A 17,111-nucleotide genomic window follows, 5' to 3' on the forward strand; every position below is an offset into this window, starting at 1 on the left:
GGAGCTGAGATTGCAGAGCTTGGCGCCGCCCCTCACCTGCCTGCCGGCATCCTCTCCCCGTAAACGGGGCGAGGACTCCTAAAACCGCTCCAATCTCCGCCTCACCGTCTCCAGAAACCGTTTCCGGCTCTCCGGCGTCGACGAATCCATCAGGTAATGCGCCAGATAGAGCGTGCGGCAGCGCCAGCCGCAGAGCGCGCGGATGCCGCGCACGATCGTCTTGCGTCCCGGCTGGCCGACGATGACGCTCCACCACCAGGGCGCGCCGCAGGTCGTCACCACGGCGATCTTGCGGATATGCCCCATCAGCGGCGCGATCGACTGGCGCGTGCCGGCAAAGGTGAAGACGACGTCCTTCGCCCACACCCGGTCGAGCCAGCCTTTCAGCATCGCCGGCAGGCCGTACCACCAGGTCGGATAGATGAACACCAGCGCCTCGGCCCATCGCAAGGCCTCGATATGGACTTGCAGGGCCGGGTCCTCCGGCGCGCTGTGGTTATAGGCGCGCCGCTCCTCCGGCCGCATCACCGGATCGAAATTCTCGGCGTAGAGGTCGAGCACGCGCGCCTCGCAGCCCTTGGCGCGGATCGCCGCGACCGCCGTGTCGCGCACCCCCGCGCAGAAGGAATCCTCCACCGGATGGCAGTAGACGACGAGGACCCTCATGCTATCCTCATAGATCCAACCTGAAAACTGCCATGTACGGCATCAGACCGCCCCCACTCATCCCGCCCTCTCCAGCCCCTTGAACAGGAAGGTGTGGCCGCTGCGGTAATCGTAGTCGGGGTTTTCCCAGGCGATCATCTTGCCGGGGTTGAGCAGGCCTTGCGGGTCGGCCTCGCGCTTGAAGGCAAGCTGCACGGCGTCCGTCTGCTTCATGCCCCCCTCCTCCAGCGTGTAGCGATGCGGGTTGAAGATCGGGCAGCCGTTCTCCTCGAAGGTGCGGATGATCTCGTCCAGCCGCTCCTCCGTGGTGAATTTCACCAGATTGAGCCCGAAGCAGGTGATGGCGCCGTCCAGCCGCACGAACTCCAGATGCGAGAACACCTCGCCGGGGAACATGCCGTCCATTGTCTCCACCAACGCCAGTTGGTTCGGGAACGGATAGAGCGACTGCAGGTAGGTGATCGACGGATCGACCCTGAGCGCCCGCAGCGTCGTATGGTTCCAGGCCAATTCGTAGGTCGGCGGCAGCCCTTTCTTCTCCTCGGGCGGCAGGTCGGCGGCATTGTAGGCGATCGTCCCGCCGGCGCGCCGGGTGAAGGCCAGGAAAGCGTCGAGCGACTGCGGCGCCACCATGACCAGGCAGATGCTCATGCCCTCAGCGAAGAATTTGGCGTGGCGCTTGAAATAGAGCTGCGGCACGGGTGCGGCGATCGGCGTGATCAATTTCGTCAGCAGCCCGTCCTGACAGGCGAGCGCGTTACCGTAGCGCGCAGCGCCCATAAAACTGTCGAAGCCGATGATCACGTCCACCCAGTCATAGGCCGCCGTCAGCGGCATCTCGACCTCGGTAATGATGCCGTTGGTGCCGTAGGCGTGGGTGACCTTGTGCAGGTTCTCGCCGGTCAGGTCGATCAGCCGGGGCTCGGCCTCCATCGTGGCGACGCGCAGCCGCATCACATTGCCGAAATCGCGCAGGCCGCCGAAATTGATCGACCCCACCCCGCCGGACCCGCCGGCGATGAAGCCGCCGACAGAGGCGGTATTGTAGGTCGAGGGAAAAAGCCGCAGTTCCTGGTTGGAATGCGCCCGCGTCGCCCGGTCGATGTCGGCCAGGATCGCGCCCGGCCCGCAGACCACCCGCCCCGGAGCGATCTCGGTGATCGCGTTCATCTCGGCAAGGTTCAGCACCACGCCGCCCGAGAGCGGCATCGCCTGCCCGTAGTTGCCAGTGCCGGAACCGCGCGGCGTCACCGGCACGCCATGCCGGTGACAGGCGGCCAGCACCCGCACCACCTCGGCCTCCGACTGCGGCGTGACGACCAGATCGGCGGTGACGGCGTCAAGCTGCCGTTTCAACACCGGGCTGTACCAGTAGAAATCCCGGCTCTTCTGCTGAACCAGCTTGGCGTTGTCCTCGATCTTCAGTCCGTCGAGGTCGCGCTTGAGCGCAGCAAGGTCCCCAGTGGTAGTCATGTCACACCATCAGATCGTCGAGTTCGGCATAGTCGGGCAAGGAGCGATCGATGGCGCGCCCTTCGCGCACCACGATGCGATCCTGTTCGGGCCGCGACAGCAATTCCGTCCAGTTCCGCCCCCTGAAAACGACGAAGTCGGCCGATCCGCCTGCCCTCAGGCTTCCGGGGTTTTGTAACCGCATGATGCTGGCCGGTGTCGTCATCATTGCCTTGGGCCAGTCGGCGACCGGATGGTCGAGATGCAGGATGCGGGTCGCCGCACGGTAGACCTCCAGCATGTCGAGGTCGCCATAGGCATAGAAAGGATCACGCGTGTTGTCGGAGGCGACGCAGACCGGGATGCCGCGCGCCTCCATCTCGTGCAGCAGGGTCACGCCGCGCCAGCGCGGCGTCGTGCCGTCGCTCCGGCGATCCTGGAGATAGAGATTGCACAGCGGCAGCGACACGACCGAAAGCCCCGCCTCAGCCACTGTGTCCAGCGTGGCCTTGACCTCGTCGTCCGGCTGCCGCGCCAGCGAGCAGCAATGGCCGACGAGGATTTTTCCCTCGAAGCGATGGCGCAGCGCCGCCTCGGCGATCCTGCGCAGCGAGACCGCCTCCAGCGCGTCCGTCTCGTCGGCATGGAAATCGAGGTCGAGGCCGTGCTTAGTCGCCGCCGCAAACATGCTATCGAGCAGCGCGTCGAGGTCCGGCGCCATGTAGGTCACGGCGCCGAGCACGCCGCCGGCCGCCGCCACCCGCCGGACCAAACCGTCGAACCAATCCTTTTGGCCGATGCGCTCGATGCCGAACAGGCAGGACGCCTGCAACTCGATGCGCCCGCGCCATTTCTCCCGCATCGCCTCGAAGACCGGCCAGGAAATGTCCTCCTGCGGCGGGATGCTGTCGATATGCGTGCGCAGCGCGGCGGTGCCGTGGGCGTAGGCACACCGCAGCGAGAAATCCATGCGCCGGGCAAGGTCTTCCGCACTCCAATGCGCCTCGCGGTCGGCGTCGGCGGCCTCGAGCGCGCCGAGGAACGTGCCGTCCGGGTTCGGCTTGCGCGGCCAGATATGGCCCTTGTCGATATGGGTATGGCAATCGACGAAACACGGCAGCACGATGCGCCCGGCAAGATCGACGGTGCTTTCCGACGCCGCCGCCCGCTGCGCGGCTTCGATGCGCTTGATCGTGCCGCCCGCGACATCGATATCGGCAAGGATAAAGCCCTCGGCATCGGCAGGTGCTTGCAATCCCGGCGTCAGCGAAGAATGTAGCCGGGCATTGGCGAGCGTGAAGAACCCGGCTTCCGGGATGACTGCGCCGGCGCCCACCTCACCCCTCCTGCTTGAGCGCGCTTTCGTGCCAGCGGCGCAGGATCAGGTGCGAGATCAGCGACAGCACCAGGAAGATCACGATGCCGGTTAGCGAGATCAGGATGAGCGCGGCGAAAAGGCGCGGCGCGTTGAGCCGGTAGCCGGCCTCGATGATGCGCGAGGCAAGGCCCGAGGCCTGCCCCGACGCGCCGGCGACGAACTCGGCCACCACCGCACCGATCAGCGACAGGCCGCCGGCGATCTTCAGGCCGCCGAGGAAATAGGGCATCGCGGCCGGCAGCCGCAGGTGCCAAAGCTCCTGCCAGCGGGTGGCGCCGTTCAACCGGAACAGGTCGCGCAGGTTGCGGTCGACCGAATTCAGGCCGAGCGTGGTGTTGGAGAGGATCGGGAAGAAGGCGACGATCCACGCGCACAGAAGCAGCTTCGCCGTCTGGTTATTCACATAGATGTTGATGAGCGGGAAGATCGCCACGATCGGCGTCACCTGCAAGACGATGGCGAAGGGGAAGAACGACATCTCCACCCATTTCGACTGCGCGAACAGCACCGACAGCCCCACGCCGCCGACGACGGCGAGCAGCAGGGAAAGGAAGGTGATTTTCAGCGTGAAAAGCAGCGAGGTGAACAGGAGCCCGGCGTCGTCGTGCAGCGTCTGCAGCACCTCGAGCGGTCTGGGCAGGATGTATTTCGGGATCTCGTTCCACACACAGATGCGGTCCCAGAACCAGATGGCGGCGATCATGATCGCCAGCGGCAGCAGCCAACGGCCGATCCGCTCCACGCGCTGCTGGCGCAGGCGCCGCGCCTCCTCGGCGTCGAGCCGCATGACGCGGCTCTCAGTGCCCGTCATGATTAGGGCCTCCGTTCGCGTTCATCGCCGCCGACAGCACGTCCGATGCCTCACGGCAGAGCGCCGCATAGGCAGGCGAAGTGCGGAAGGCCTCGTCGCGCGGATAGGGCGCATCCACGGGCATGTCCTTGAACACCCGACCCGGTCGCGCCGCCATGACGACGATGCGGCTGGATAGGAACACGCTCTCGAACACCGAATGGGTGACGAAGATCGCCGTGAAGCGCTCGTCCTGCCACAGTTCCAGAAGGTCGTTGTTGAGCTTGAAGCGGGTGATCTCGTCGAGTGCGGCGAACGGCTCGTCCATAAGGAGCACGCGCGGCTTCGTCACCATGGCCCGCGCAATGGAGACGCGCATCTTCATGCCGCCGGAAAGCTCGCGCGGCACGGCCTGCGCGAACCCGTCGAGGTGGACGCGCGCCAGCATCTCCATCACAGCCGGCGCGGCCTTCGCCTTCGAGACGCCGCGCAGCCGAAGCGGCAGCCAGACATTATCGAAGACGCTGGCCCACGGCAGCAGCGTCGGCTCCTGGAAGACGAAACCGATGCCGGAGCGGTCCAGTGCACCGCCGCGCCAGTCGAGCCCGCCGGAGGTCGGCGTCGACAGGCCGGCGATGATGCGCAACGCCGTCGACTTGCCGCAGCCCGACGGGCCGAGCAGCGAGAGGAAATCGCCCTCGTTGATCGTCAGGTCGATAGTGTCGAGCGCGGCCACCCCGTTGGAGAATGTCTTGCCGACGCCATGCAAAGCAAGCAGCGGCGCGCCGCTGCCCTGACTGCCGGCAAGGGTCGTTGGCACCGCCGCCGTCATCCTCGGGCTCGTCCCGAGGCTCTGCCAGCATCAACCAGGCAACTGAAACAGTTCACGCAATTCACTTCTTCGATGTACGCAACTGCCCGGGACAAGCCCGGGCATGACGGGAGAGCGATGTGGCCCGGCCTATTTCTTCAAGTCCAGCCCGACGCCCTTGTTGACGAACTGGAGCGTGTAGGCCTTGGAGATGTCGATGCCTTCCGGCTCGACCTTGGCCTTGACCATCTTGTCGTAGAAATCCTTCATCCGCGCATCCGTCATGGCGCCGATACCGAGCTTTTCCGCGTCGCCGGAATCGACGATGCCGTATTTCTTCAGCTGCGCGATGGTGAAGGCGATCTGCTCGTCGGTGATGTCGGGATTGTCCTTCTTGATCATCTCGTTGGCGGCCTTGTTGTCGCCGTAGAGATACTTGTACCAGCCCTTCGCCGAGGCATCGACGAAGCACTGAACCACCTCCGGCCGCTTGTCGATGGTGTCCTGCATCGCCTCGACCGTGGTCGAATAGGTGCTGTAGCCGTAGTCCGCCAGCAGGAAGACGTTCGGCATGAAGCCGCCGGCCTTCTCCACCGCGAACGGCTCCGAGGTCACATAGCCCTGCTGGATCGATTTCTTGTTGGCGATGAAGGGAGCGGGATTGAAGGTATAGGGCACGCGCTTGCCGACATCGAAGCCGTATTCCTCCGCCATCCACAAAAGGAAGCTCTGCGCGCCCTCGTCGCCGACGATGTACTGCTCGGCCTTCGGCAGGTCCTCCCACTTGTCAAGGCCCTCGCCCGGATGGGACATCATCACCTGCGGTTCCTTCTGGAAATGCGCGGCCACGACGCGCAGCGGAATCCCTTGAGCCACCGCGTCGAAGGCCTGCTGCATGTTGCCGCCCATGTAGAAGTCGATCTTGCCGGCCAGAAGCAGCGGCCGGCCGGCGACCTGCGGTCCGCCCTGCTGGATCGTCAGGTCGACGCCGCAGGCGGCGTAGTCGCCGTCGGCCAGCGCCTGATAGTAGCCGCCATGCTCGGCCTGGGCCAGCCAGTTGGTGCCGAAGATGACCTTCTCATTGGCGAAAGCGCCGGTCGTGCCGAGCGCGAGCGCCGCGCACGCAGCCGCCATCTTCAGCTTTCCGTTCATCGACTTGGACCCCCTATTTGGCCGTCCGCAGCCGGACCGGCATCGGTATGGAAGAAATGGCGCAAAAACCTGCCGCCTCGCGGTCGGGCGCGGGCCGTCTCGGCTTCTGTCGTCGCGCGGCATCGTGCCCATTTTTCGGCACCCTGTCCACAATCGCCGCGCAGCACGCGCATCGATCTTGTGGACCACGGCCCCGCCGCTTCGAGCATGTTGCAGCCAAGTGGAATCACTTGGCGTCGCACACATGCGGCTAAATTAATTAGATAGACCATGATGTCGTCCGAAAACCGCTTCGCACTTTTCGGCATCATGGTCTAGTCTGGCGCAAAAACCGGCTCGTCTTCCATGCTGAAACCTCTCGCTCCCGCCTCCATCCGCCCGCCTTTCGCCCGCTACAGCCACGGCATCGAGGTGCCAGCCGGCAAAAGGCTGGTTCTGTGCTCGGGCCAGCTCGGCATCGGCCCAGATGATTCGGTGCCGGAAGACGTCGGCGCGCAGGCCGAACTTTGCTTCGCCAACATCGCCGCCATCCTCGCCGAAGCCGGCCTTGGCCTGGCCGACGTGGTGCGAATCAACGCCTATGTCACCGACCGCGCCCACATGCAGGGCTACATGGCCGTGCGCGACAGGCTCTTCACCGGCACGCCGCCGGCCTCGACGCTGATGATCGTGTCCGGCTTCACGCGGCCGGAATTCAAGGTCGAGATCGAAGTGATCGCCGCCGGCTGACGGCGGCATCGGAATCAGGAGTTGGAAATCGTGACCAGACGCGTTTGGTGGGGCGACTACCGCACCACGGAATATGCCTCGATCGACCCGGAAGCGACGATCGCCGTGCTGCCGGTGGCGGCGATCGAGCAGCACGGGCCGCACCTGCCCGTCTCCACCGACACGACCATCATGAACGGCATGCTGGAGACGGTGATTTCCCGCCTGCCCGCCGATCTCGACATCCGCATCCTGCCGGTGCAATCGGTCGGCAAGTCGAACGAGCATGTGCATGCGCCGGGCACGCTGACGCTGACGCCGCTCGCCGCCATCCAGTCCTGGGCCGACCTCGGCGCATCGGTGGCGCGGGCGGGCGTCAGGAAGATCGTGTTCGTCAATTCGCACGGCGGCAACGAGGAGATCATGGGCATCGTCGCGCGCGAGCTGCGCGTGGCCTTCAAGATGCTGGCGGTGAAGACGAGCTGGTCGCGCTTCGGCCGGCCGGCCGGCCTCTACAGCGACATCGAGGACCGCTACGGCATCCATGGCGGCGACTTCGAGACGTCGGTCATGCTGCACTTCCGGCCCGACCTCGTGGACATGGACAAGGCGGAAAATTTCGTCTCCAGCGTCCAGCGCGCCGAGCAGGAATTCGAACTCCTGAAGCCGACCGGCGCCCATGCCTTCGCCTGGATCGCCACCGACCTCAACCCGAACGGCGTCGTCGGCGAAGCCAAGCTTGCCACGGCGGAAAAGGGTCGCCTGACCGCCGAATACCAGGCCGACGGCTTCATCCGGCTCCTGCGTGACGTGAGGAAGGCGAAGCTGGGGGAATGGGTGGCGTGACATAGCAAACGGCGGCACTCCCCCAGCCCTGTCCCCTCCCCACAAGGGGGAGGGAGACGCCGGCATTGCCGTTTCATCCAGAATAGCCAGGATTGGTGGATTGCAATATCGTCGCAAGATTCCCCTCCCCCTTGCGGGGAGGGGTTAGGGGTGGGGGACGGCGCCATCCGCTAGTGCTCAACCTTCAACTCGAACGGCACGCCCTCGAAGGCGTCCGCGCCGCGGCCAATGCCTCGGATCGCCTCGACCATGCGGCCATTGCGCTCAAGCAGTATGTCGGCGACGGCGACGAGCCTTGGATTCGGCGTCGCGGAAGGCGAAAGCGACCGCAGCGTCCGCGCCAGTTCCACCTCGTCGCGGTCGGGTGCCAGCGCCGCCGCGATGATGTAGGCCGATGCGGTCGAGCGGCTGATGCCGGCGTAGCAGTGCACCACCAGCGGCCGCGCCCGGTCCCATGAGCGGCCGAAATCCAGCAGGCTGCGCACATGCGCTTCCCCGGGCAGCGTCATGCCGTCCTGCGCCTCGGCGATGTCGTGCATGACCAGATGCAGGTGGTTTTGTGCCGCGATCGCCGGCGGCCGGATCATCTCCGTGCCGGCGGCAAGCAGCGACAGAAGATGCCCTGCCCCGGTCCGTGCCACCACCTCGTCGACCTTCGACAGGGAGCAGACGTGAATCGCCGAAAGAGTCATGAGCGAACCTCCTCGGCCTGATCGTGGCGCGTATGCGACCAGCCGGCAAGCGCCGTTTCCAGCCGCAGCCATTCCTCCTGACAGGCCGGCAGGCCGGCGCGAAGAACGTTCGGCCGCTCGGCGAAGTGGCGCAGCAGAATCCCCTTTTCGCCGAGCGCGCGGAAAAGGCCGGACGCTCCGGCAAAATCGATGAAACGGAACAACGGCGTACCGCCGGCAACCGGAACGCCGAACCGGGAAAGCAAGGCGTCCAGCCGCGCCGCCTCGCCGGCCAGCCTTTCGCGCATGGCCTCCTGCCAGCCGCGATCGGCAAGGGCGGCGATGCCGTATTCCAGCGCCGGCCCGGACACCGCCCACGGGCCGAAATCGCCGGTCAGCCGAGCTGCGGTCACCGTATCGGCAAGCGCGAAGCCCAGCCGCAAGCCCGCCAGCCCGAAGAACTTGCCGAACGAGCGCAGCACCACCACGCCGCCCTGCCCCACGTCGCCGGCAAGGCTTTCGGCGCGCGGGCCGACATCCATGAAGGCCTCGTCGACGACCAGCAGGCCGCCCTTGGCGCGTAGCCGCCCGGCGAGATCGAGCAGCCGCCCGCGCGGCACGACCCGCCCATCCGGGTTGTTCGGGTTGACGACGATGGCGAGGTCGAAATCGGCCAGCGCGTCGAAGTCGGCGACCTCAGCAACGCCGTGGCCGGCCAGCTTTGCCGCCCGCGCGTGCTCGGCATAGGTCGGCCCCAGCACCGCTGCCCGGCCCGGCTTCACCATGGCCGCGACGCGCGGCAAGAGGATCTGCGTGCCGGGGGCCGCGACGACATGCGCCGCCGACGGCGCGTCGTAGGCGGCGGCCGCGATCCCGGTCAGTTCCGCCAGCCGCGCCACCTCCGGCAGGCGTGTCAGCGCGGTGGCGGGCAGTTGAAAAAACGGATAGGAGTGCGGGTTGATCCCGGTCGAGAGATCGACGAACGGTTCGGGCGCGAAGGGAAACAGCGCGCGCGCCCGGCCGAGGCTTCCGCCGTGATCCACCGCCGCCACTGCCTTGTCCGGAAGCCCCATGTCCGTGCTGACCGCCCTTCTGTCGCTGGCTGCTGAAGCCCTGTTCGGCTACCCCGACCGGCTCTATCGCGCGATCGGCCATCCGGTGACGTGGCTCGGCCGCCTGATAGCCTGTCTCGACCGGCGGCTCAACCGCGCCTCCGATACCGACAGCCGCCGTCGCTTCGCCGGCATCGAGGCCCTGCTGGTCATCGTCTTTCTGCCCGCCGCCCTCGCTTTCCTGTTGCAGCACATCGTCGAAGGGCTGCCGCTCGGCTTCCTGCTCACCGCGCTGCTGGCGACCATGCTGCTCGCCCAGAAGAGCCTCGGCCAGCATGTACAGGCGGTGGCCGACGCGCTGGATTCGGACGGACTGGAGGCGGGCCGCAAGGCCGTGTCGATGATCGTCGGGCGCGATCCCGACCGGCTGGACGAACCGGCCGTCTGCCGTGCGGCGATCGAGAGCCTGGCCGAGAACTTCTCCGACGGCGTGGTGGCGCCGGCCTTCTGGCTGGGCCTCGGCGGGCTCGCCGGTGGCGTCGCCTACAAGGCCGCCAACACCGCCGATTCGATGATCGGCCACAGGACGCCCCGGCACGAAGCCTTCGGCTGGGCCGCCGCCCGCTTCGACGACCTCGTCAACCTGCCCGCCTCGCGGCTGACCGGGCTGCTGATCGTCGCGGCGGCTTATCTCATGCGCGACACCGACGCCGCCGGCGCGTGGGCCGCCCTGCGGCGCGACGCGAGAAAGCACCGCTCGCCCAACGCCGGCTGGCCGGAGGCGGCGATGGCCGGCGCGCTCGGCCTGGCGCTGGCCGGCCCGCGCACCTATGGCGGCGTGACGGTGGACGACGCCTTCATGGGCGAAGGCGGCCGCCGCGAGGCCGATAGCATCGACATCCGCCGCGCGCTGAGGCTCTACCGCATCGCCGACGCGCTGCTGATGGCGCTGTTCGCGGTGGCGTGGGTGGTCGTGGCCGTGGTTTGATCCGCGCTCGAGACCGCCGTGCAAAGAAATTTATCCCCCTCTGCCGCACCCGCCCCATACTGCTCGTCATCTCCTGTGCGGGAACGCGGGTCGCGAACCGGGCGCTTGTGGCGGGAGACGGTGCCGGGCTGGTCGTCTGCGGTAGGCGGCTGGGCGATGAACCCCCAAGTCCGGGCCTCGACCGAGCCAGCGGGCCGCCCGAAAGGCGGCAACGACCCTCGGGGAGGCAAGACACCGGCGGGCGCGGGATGCCCCGCCACTATTTAACTTAGCAGGCACGGCCCCCGCGCCCGCTTCCCGACCTCAAACAATGAGGTCGGCTCTTTGACAATGGCCAGGGCCGAAAGGCAGCGTGGCGAAGGTAAAGCTCGCTGCCAAAGCCTGAACCGCTCTAAAATTCGATCCCCTGCTGCGCTTTCACTCCCGCCGAGAAATGATGCTTGGTGACGCCCATCTCGGTGACGAGATCGGCGGCCTCGACCAGCGCCGGCTTGGCGTTGCGGCCGGTGACGACGACGTGCAGCCCCTCGCGGCGCGCTTTCAAAGCCGCCACCACCTTTTCGAGGTCGAGATAGTCGTAACGCAGCGCGATGTTGAGTTCGTCCAGCACGACGAGGCTGATCGTCGGATCGGCCATCAACTCCTGCGCTTTTCCCCACGCGGCCTCGGCGGCGGCGATGTCGCGCTGCAGGTCCTGCGTCTCCCAGGTGAACCCCTCGCCCATCGTGTGCCAGGCCACGCGATCACCGAAGGCGGCGAAGGCGTCCTTCTCGCCGGTGTGCCACTTGCCCTTGATGAACTGCACGACGCCGACGCGCCGGCCGTAGCCCAGCATGCGCAGCGCCAGCCCGAAGGCGGCCGTCGTCTTGCCTTTGCCGGGGCCGGTGTTGACGATCAGCAGGCCTTTCTCGGCAACCGTCTTGCCGGCAACCTCGGCATCCTGCACCGCCTTGCGCTTGGCCATCTTGGCCTTGTGGCGTTCGGCCTCGGCCGGGTCGATCTCGCTCATGTCATTTCACCTTCAACGGCAGTCCCGCCACCATCATCAGAACAGTGTCGGCCTGCGCCGCGACCTGCTGGTTGAGCCGCCCGGCCGCGTCGCGGAAGCGCCGCGCCAGCGCGTTGTCCGGCACGATGCCCAGGCCCACCTCGTTCGATACCACGAACCAGGGACCACGGGGCCGCGACAGAACCACGCCCAGCCTTGCGCATTCGGCCTCGACGTCGTGTTCGGCCAGCATATGGTTGGTCAGCCACAGCGTCAGGCAATCGACCAGCACCGGCCGGCCCGCGGGCAGGGAATCCAGCGCGCCGGCAAGGTCGAGCGGCGCATCAAGGGTTTGCCACCCTTCGCCCCTGCGCGCCCTGTGACGCGCTATGCGCTCGCGCATCTCCTCGTCATAGGCTTCGGCCGTCGCGATATAGGTCCACGGCGCCGGCAGCGCCGTCGCCAGCCGCTCGGCATACGCGCTCTTGCCGGAGCGGGCGCCGCCGAGCAGGAAGGTCAGGCTGCCTGTCAAAAGGAAATCCTTTTTCCGTCTCGCCACGATCGAATCCATGGCCTCGCCGGACTATAGGAACGCCGTCCGGCTACGGCAAATGGGGCCACGCGAACATGCCAGGCTCCTCACATCGACTTCGGCAGGTAGCGCCATGAAACGATGCCGCAGGCAGCGGCCAGAAACCCCAGCGTGACGAAGACGGAGCCGAGGCCGAAGAAGGCCAGCACGACCGAATAGACCAGCGGCGGGGTGAGTTCGGAGAAATCGAGATAGGTGCGATAGACCGCTGCCATCTGCGGCCGCTCGTAGGCATGCACCGCCCGCATGAAGGTGGTGGAGCCCAGCGCATCGAGCGCGATGGTGAACAGCGCCCCGACCAGCAGCAGGCCGGCCGTCACCAGCGGATAGGACGCTCCCACCGCGCCCGCCGCCCACAGCACCACCGCCATGACCATGAAGGAAAAGGAAATCACCTTGCGTAGGCCGTAGCGCCGCCCGATCCGACCCCAGAAGATGGCACAGAACAACAGCGCATTGCCGGCCGAGATGAGCAGGCCGCCGGCAAGCTCCCCTTGCCCCGTCACCACCATCAAAAGCGGCCCGTAGACGAAGAAGGTCGTCCAGTAGCAGGAGCGGCCGAAGGCGATCAGCCAGGCGAGCCTGAGCCGCGGCTGGGCGATGAAGCGGCCGATGTTGGCGAGCGGATTGGAGGCGCGGCTCTTGCCGGCGGCGATCAGCGGGTTGTCGCTCAGCCGGTAGTACCAGAACAGCGCCAGCAGCCCGAGCGCGAAGACCGCCACGGCGCCGTGCGCGGCATAGATGCCGTAATGCGTGTAGAGGAAGATGCCGAGCGTCGGCCCGCACGTCCAGGCGATCATCGACAGCGCCATGCGCAGCGATTCGGAGCGCGTGAAATCCGCCTTGCGGATGTGGTCCATGATGTAGAGGTTGAGCGTGATCGACAGCGCGCTCGCCCCCATGACGCGCGCCAGCATGCCCAGCGCCTGCCCGGCCAGCGTGTGGGTGACGAAGAACAGCGAGCCGATAGCCAGCAGCACGGCACCCGCCGTGTAGACCCAGCGCCGGGCGAAGCGGCGGATGAGCAGCGGCATGAACAGCGTCACCGAAAGCCCGGTCAGCGACACGGCGGTATAGAGGATCGAGACCGTCTGCTCGCTTCTCAGGATTTCGTAGGCCTGGATCGGGATGACGCTGGAAACCGTCGCCCGCGCGAAGGATTCGATGGCGTAGAGGGTGGCGAAGGTGCGCGCGTCCGCCGGCCGCACGGCAGGGAGCCAGATCGGGTGACGGACATGCGGGGCCATGACGACTCGGCAGAATAGGCACCGGGAAAATGCGCCGGCTCGATTCGCACCGGTATCAGGAAACCGACGCCATGCCGCCGAAATACGAAGCCGGCCAAGCCTTTATGGCCGCTGGCCCAACTTTACAGGCAACCGGTTTGGCCCTACCCCTCTCGGCCGGGGGCGTGAGAGACGGACGATGAGCGCTGAGCCGAATCTACCGGGCCGGAAAGGTTCCGACCGCATCCTCGCCATCGACGTGGCGCGCGGCCTCGCCTTGCTTGCCATGGCGAGCTACCACTTCACCTGGGACCTCGAATTCTTCGGCTACGTCTCGCCCGGCCTCACCGCCTTCGGCGGCTGGAAGTTTTACGCGCGGTGCATCGCCTCGACCTTCCTGTTCCTGGTCGGCGTCAGCCTGGTGCTGGCGCATGGACACGGCATCCGCTGGCCCGGCTTCTGGAAACGGCTAGCCATGGTGGTCGTGGCAGCGGCGGCGATCAGCGTCGTCACCCGGTTCGCCACGCCCGACACCTTCATCTTCTTCGGCATATTGCACGAGATCGCGCTGGCGAGCCTGCTCGGCCTCGCCTTCCTGCGCCTGCCGGGACTGCTCACGCTGGTCGTGGCGGCACTGGTCGTCGCCGCCCCGCACTATCTGCGCTCGCCGGCCTTCGACCATCCGGCGCTGTGGTGGCTGGGCCTCTCGACGGTCGATCCGCGCTCCAACGACTACGTGCCGCTGTTTCCCTGGTTCGGCGCCGTGCTTGCCGGCATCGGCGCGACCCGCCTTGCCATATCCTCCGGCCTGATGGAGCGGGCGCGGCAGCTTTCCATCCATCGCCGCCTGAAGCCGCTGGTGCTCGCCGGCCAGCACAGCCTCGCCTTCTACCTGATCCACCAGCCGGTGCTGATCGCCTGCGTCTGGCTGTTCTCGCAGGTCGTGCCGGCACCTGTTCTGTCGCCGCAGGAAAGTTTCCTGAGTTCCTGCACCGCATCCTGCCAGCAAAGCCGCGATGCGGCCTTCTGCCCGCGCTATTGCGGTTGTATGTTGGGCGAACTGAAGGACAACGCCATGCTCGAGCGGTTGTTCAAGGGCGACCACGATGCGGCCTTCCGCCAGCGGGTCGCCGATCTCGCCGGCACCTGCACGGTGCGCACCGACGAGGCGATGGAGGAGGAAAAGCCATGAGCGAGACCGTCCGGCATACGGGCTTCGTGCCCCTGCCGCCGCTGATCTATCTGGCGGCGCTCGTCGTCAGCATCGTGCTTGGCGTCTTCGTCCCGCCGCCGTGGATCGGCGGCATATTGGCCGACATCCTGCTCGCCTTCGGCTGGATCGCGATCGTCGCGGCGCTGGCGCTGTGGTTCAGCGCCGTCCGCACGATGCGCCGCGCCGGCACCACGCTCAATCCCAAGGGCACGCCGGAGCATCTCCTGACCGGCGGCCCCTTCGCCGTCTCGCGCAACCCGATCTACCTCGCCGCGACGCTGCTCATGATCGGCATCGCGCTGGTCACCGCCAACGTCTGGACCTTGCTGATGGCGTTCGTCGCTGCTTTCCTCACCGGTAAGCTGGCAGTGGAACACGAAGAAAAGATCCTCACCCAGCGCTTCGGCAAGAAGTACCGGGACTACACCAAGCGCGTACGCCGGTGGATTTGAACGCGCTTCCGAACGAGCTCAGGTGTTGACGCCGAGCTCCGCCAGCCGCTCGACGCAGGACTCCTCGGCCTGGTCGAGCTCGGCCAGTGTCTCCTCCAGGTCGCGCCGCTTCTGCCGCAATTCCTCGCGCTTTTCCTCGATGCGGCGGATCATCAGTTTGAGCTGCCCCACCTCGCCCGGCGGCTCCTTGTATATCTGGATGATCTCGCGGATTTCGCTGATCGAAAAGCCGAGCCGCTTGCCGCGCAGGATTTGCCGCACCAAGTGACGGTCGGATGGCTTGAAAAGACGCGTACGGCCGCGCCGCACCGGCTGGATCAGCCCCTCGTCCTCATAGAAGCGCAGCGTGCGCGTCGAAATGTCGAACTCGCGCGTCAACTCCGTGATCGAGTAGTATTCCCGCATCGTCATTCCTTGCGCTTGGCGAACCGGCATCGATCCTCCGGGGCGGTCGTTGGTAGCTGGCCGTCGCAGCACGACGGAATAGCCGATTGTGCGGGAGCCGCCAGAGTGGCAGGCTAAATCGCCGGGCGACACTTGGCACCGCCCTTACGTAAAAGTCAATTGCGGGCGCGCTAACCACTTTGGCCGATCGGCGGCGCCCTGCCCGTCCTACGAATAGCGGAACCACCATGTCGCCAGTCCGAGGAAGGCGAAGAACCCGACGCAGTCGGTCACCGTGGTAACGAACACGGCCGACGCCACCGCCGGATCGATGTTGAGCCGGTCGAGCAGAAGCGGGATGAGGATGCCTGCCAGCGCCGCCGCGAACATGTTGATGATCATCGCCGCGGCAATGATGCCGCCGAGGTTCGGATCGCCGAACCAGGTCCCGGCGACAAGGCCGATGAGAACGGCGAAAACCGCGCCGTTGATGAAGCCGACGCCGATCTCGCGGCGGATGACGCGCCAGGCGTTGTAGATGTCGAGGTCCTTGGTCGCCAGCGCGCGCACCGTCACCGTCATGGTCTGCGAGCCGGCATTGCCGCCCATGCCGGCGACGATCGGCATCAGCACGGCCAGCGCCACGATCTGCTGGATCGTCGCATCGAACAGGCCGATGACCGAAGCCGCCAGGAACGCGGTGACAAGATTGACCAGGAGCCACGGCACGCGAGAGCGCGACGTGGAAAGGATCGAGTCCGACAGTTCCTCGTCGCCGACGCCGCCCATGCGCAGAAGGTCTTCTTCCGCTTCCTGTTGGATGACATCGACCACGTCGTCGATGGTGAGCACGCCGACCAGCCGCTCGTTCTCGTCGACGACGGCCGCCGACAAGAGGTCGTATTGCTCGAACTCACGCGCCGCTTCTTCCTGGTCCATGGTCGCGGGAATGGCGTGGCGCGTCTCGTGCATCACCTCCTCGACCTTCACCGCCCGCTTGGTGCGCATGATCTTGTCCAGATCGACGGCGCCGAGCAGCTTGAAGGTGGGGTCGATGACGAAGATCTGGCTGAAGCGATCAGGCAGGTTGTTGTCTTCGCGCATGTAGTCGATCGTCTGGCCGACCGTCCAGAACGGCGGCACGGCGACGAACTCGGTCTGCATGCGCCGGCCGGCCGTCTCTTCCGGGTAATCGAGGGCGCGCCTCAGCCTGATCCGCTCGGTGAACGGGAGCTGCGACAGGATCTCGTCCTGGTCCTCCTGGTCGAGGTCCTCCAGGATGTAGACGGCGTCGTCGGAATCGAGTTCCTGCACCGCCTGCGCGATCTGCGCGTTCGGCAGGTTGTCGACGATGTCGAGGCGGATGGCCTCGTCCACCTCCGTCAGCGCCGAGAAATCGAAATCGGTGCCGAGCAGTTCCACCAGCGCCCGCCGCTGCTCCGGCGCCAGCGCTTCCAGCAGGTCGCCGAGTTCGGACTGGTGCAGGTCGCCGACGTCACGCTTCAGCGTCAGCGTGTCGCGGTCGGCAATCGCCGCGCCGACATGGACTAGGAACGACTGGCTGATCACGCCGTCCTCGTCGTAGATGTCGGCGCGCTGGCCTTCGGCAGCCCGGGCGTCGTCGGTCTGTTCGTGCTGGCCTTCCATCGGTGTCTCCGGCTGCCGCGATCCGGGAAAGAGTGCGTGTCAGGTCTAGCGCGCAACGCGCGGGAATATCAAACGAATTAAGCCCCGACGGATGG

At 66.4% G+C, this 17,111-nt stretch carries 18 protein-coding genes; 5 read left to right on the forward strand and 13 right to left on the reverse strand.

Going from position 1 to position 17,111, the window contains the following annotated elements:
* Positions 1-78: 78 nt before the first annotated feature.
* The 6 genes from FGU64_RS05445 to FGU64_RS05470 all read right to left on the reverse strand — a co-directional run bounded on the left by FGU64_RS05445 (position 79) and on the right by FGU64_RS05470 (position 6,249).
* Entirely contained in the window at positions 79-666 is a 588-nt protein-coding gene (locus FGU64_RS05445; RefSeq protein WP_136353177.1) for an NAD(P)H-dependent oxidoreductase, read from the reverse strand.
* A 57-nt stretch (positions 667-723) separates the two neighbouring features.
* A complete protein-coding gene (locus tag FGU64_RS05450) occupies positions 724-2,139 on the reverse strand; it encodes an FAD-binding oxidoreductase (RefSeq protein WP_139951200.1) in 1,416 nt (471 codons plus the stop codon).
* A gap of 1 nt (position 2,140) precedes the next feature.
* Positions 2,141-3,454 (reverse strand): cytosine deaminase, encoded by a 1,314-nt coding sequence (locus tag FGU64_RS05455; protein ID WP_139951201.1) that lies wholly within the window; start codon positions 3,452-3,454, stop codon positions 2,141-2,143.
* A 1-nt stretch (position 3,455) separates the two neighbouring features.
* Positions 3,456-4,307, reverse strand: a complete 852-nt coding sequence (locus FGU64_RS05460) for an ABC transporter permease (RefSeq protein WP_139951202.1) — start codon at positions 4,305-4,307, stop codon at positions 3,456-3,458.
* Entirely contained in the window at positions 4,294-5,106 is an 813-nt protein-coding gene (locus FGU64_RS05465) for an ABC transporter ATP-binding protein (protein WP_246671248.1), read from the reverse strand. Before FGU64_RS05465 ends, FGU64_RS05460 begins: the two co-directional genes overlap by 14 nt.
* Positions 5,107-5,247: 141 nt before the next feature.
* Entirely contained in the window at positions 5,248-6,249 is a 1,002-nt protein-coding gene (locus FGU64_RS05470) for an ABC transporter substrate-binding protein (RefSeq protein WP_136353169.1), read from the reverse strand.
* Between the two features lie 345 nt (positions 6,250-6,594).
* Between FGU64_RS05470 and FGU64_RS05480 the strand changes: the two genes are divergently transcribed.
* Together FGU64_RS05480 and FGU64_RS05485 are read left to right on the forward strand one after the other, a co-directional pair.
* Positions 6,595-6,978: a RidA family protein gene (locus FGU64_RS05480; protein WP_139951205.1), complete on the forward strand. Its 384-nt coding sequence runs from the start codon at positions 6,595-6,597 to the stop codon at positions 6,976-6,978.
* 21 nt (positions 6,979-6,999) lie between these two features.
* The gene (locus FGU64_RS05485) at positions 7,000-7,803 is read left to right on the forward strand and encodes a creatininase family protein (RefSeq protein ID WP_139951206.1); all 804 of its coding nucleotides are present in this window, start codon (positions 7,000-7,002) and stop codon (positions 7,801-7,803) included.
* 170 nt (positions 7,804-7,973) lie between these two features.
* Here the strand turns inward: FGU64_RS05485 and FGU64_RS05490 are convergent, their stop codons facing one another.
* Together FGU64_RS05490 and cobD are read right to left on the reverse strand one after the other, a co-directional pair.
* Positions 7,974-8,495 (reverse strand): tyrosine phosphatase family protein, encoded by a 522-nt coding sequence (locus FGU64_RS05490; RefSeq protein WP_139951207.1) that lies wholly within the window; start codon positions 8,493-8,495, stop codon positions 7,974-7,976.
* Positions 8,492-9,547, reverse strand: coding sequence for a threonine-phosphate decarboxylase CobD (gene cobD, locus FGU64_RS05495; protein WP_139951208.1), 1,056 nt, complete (start codon positions 9,545-9,547; stop codon positions 8,492-8,494). The genes FGU64_RS05490 and cobD overlap by 4 nt, the downstream gene beginning before the upstream one ends.
* On the opposite strand from cobD, the gene cbiB reads away from it, so the two are divergent.
* Complete coding sequence (gene cbiB, locus FGU64_RS05500; protein WP_139951209.1) at positions 9,546-10,514, forward strand: adenosylcobinamide-phosphate synthase CbiB; 969 nt, start codon at positions 9,546-9,548, stop codon at positions 10,512-10,514. The two genes, cobD and cbiB, sit on opposite strands and share 2 nt — an antisense overlap.
* Positions 10,515-10,905: 391 nt before the next feature.
* On the opposite strand, the gene cobO is transcribed toward cbiB, so the two are convergent.
* The 3 genes from cobO to FGU64_RS05515 all read right to left on the reverse strand — a co-directional run bounded on the left by cobO (position 10,906) and on the right by FGU64_RS05515 (position 13,341).
* A complete protein-coding gene (gene cobO, locus FGU64_RS05505; protein WP_139951210.1) occupies positions 10,906-11,523 on the reverse strand; it encodes a cob(I)yrinic acid a,c-diamide adenosyltransferase in 618 nt (205 codons plus the stop codon).
* Position 11,524: 1 nt separating this feature from the next.
* A complete protein-coding gene (gene cobU / locus FGU64_RS05510; protein WP_246671323.1) occupies positions 11,525-12,022 on the reverse strand; it encodes a bifunctional adenosylcobinamide kinase/adenosylcobinamide-phosphate guanylyltransferase in 498 nt (165 codons plus the stop codon).
* A gap of 119 nt (positions 12,023-12,141) precedes the next feature.
* Positions 12,142-13,341 (reverse strand): MFS transporter, encoded by a 1,200-nt coding sequence (locus FGU64_RS05515; protein WP_139951212.1) that lies wholly within the window; start codon positions 13,339-13,341, stop codon positions 12,142-12,144.
* A 178-nt stretch (positions 13,342-13,519) separates the two neighbouring features.
* On the opposite strand from FGU64_RS05515, the gene FGU64_RS05520 reads away from it, so the two are divergent.
* Both FGU64_RS05520 and FGU64_RS05525 read left to right on the forward strand, forming a co-directional pair.
* Positions 13,520-14,512 carry a DUF1624 domain-containing protein gene (locus FGU64_RS05520; RefSeq protein WP_139951213.1) on the forward strand — a complete coding sequence of 331 codons (993 nt, stop codon included), beginning with the start codon at positions 13,520-13,522 and terminating at the stop codon, positions 14,510-14,512.
* On the forward strand, positions 14,509-14,985 hold the full coding sequence (locus FGU64_RS05525; RefSeq protein WP_139951214.1) for an isoprenylcysteine carboxylmethyltransferase family protein: 477 nt from the start codon (positions 14,509-14,511) through the stop codon (positions 14,983-14,985). The genes FGU64_RS05520 and FGU64_RS05525 overlap by 4 nt, the downstream gene beginning before the upstream one ends.
* Positions 14,986-15,003: 18 nt before the next feature.
* Here the strand turns inward: FGU64_RS05525 and FGU64_RS05530 are convergent, their stop codons facing one another.
* Together FGU64_RS05530 and mgtE are read right to left on the reverse strand one after the other, a co-directional pair.
* Positions 15,004-15,390, reverse strand: a complete 387-nt coding sequence (locus tag FGU64_RS05530; RefSeq protein ID WP_139951215.1) for a MerR family DNA-binding transcriptional regulator — start codon at positions 15,388-15,390, stop codon at positions 15,004-15,006.
* Between the two features lie 207 nt (positions 15,391-15,597).
* Entirely contained in the window at positions 15,598-17,016 is a 1,419-nt protein-coding gene (gene mgtE / locus FGU64_RS05535) for a magnesium transporter (protein WP_139951216.1), read from the reverse strand.
* Positions 17,017-17,111 lie beyond the last annotated feature (95 nt).

This window comes from Mesorhizobium sp. 8 (genome assembly GCF_006351905.1).
In the GTDB taxonomy this organism is placed as follows: Bacteria; Pseudomonadota; Alphaproteobacteria; order Rhizobiales; family Rhizobiaceae; genus Mesorhizobium; species Mesorhizobium composti.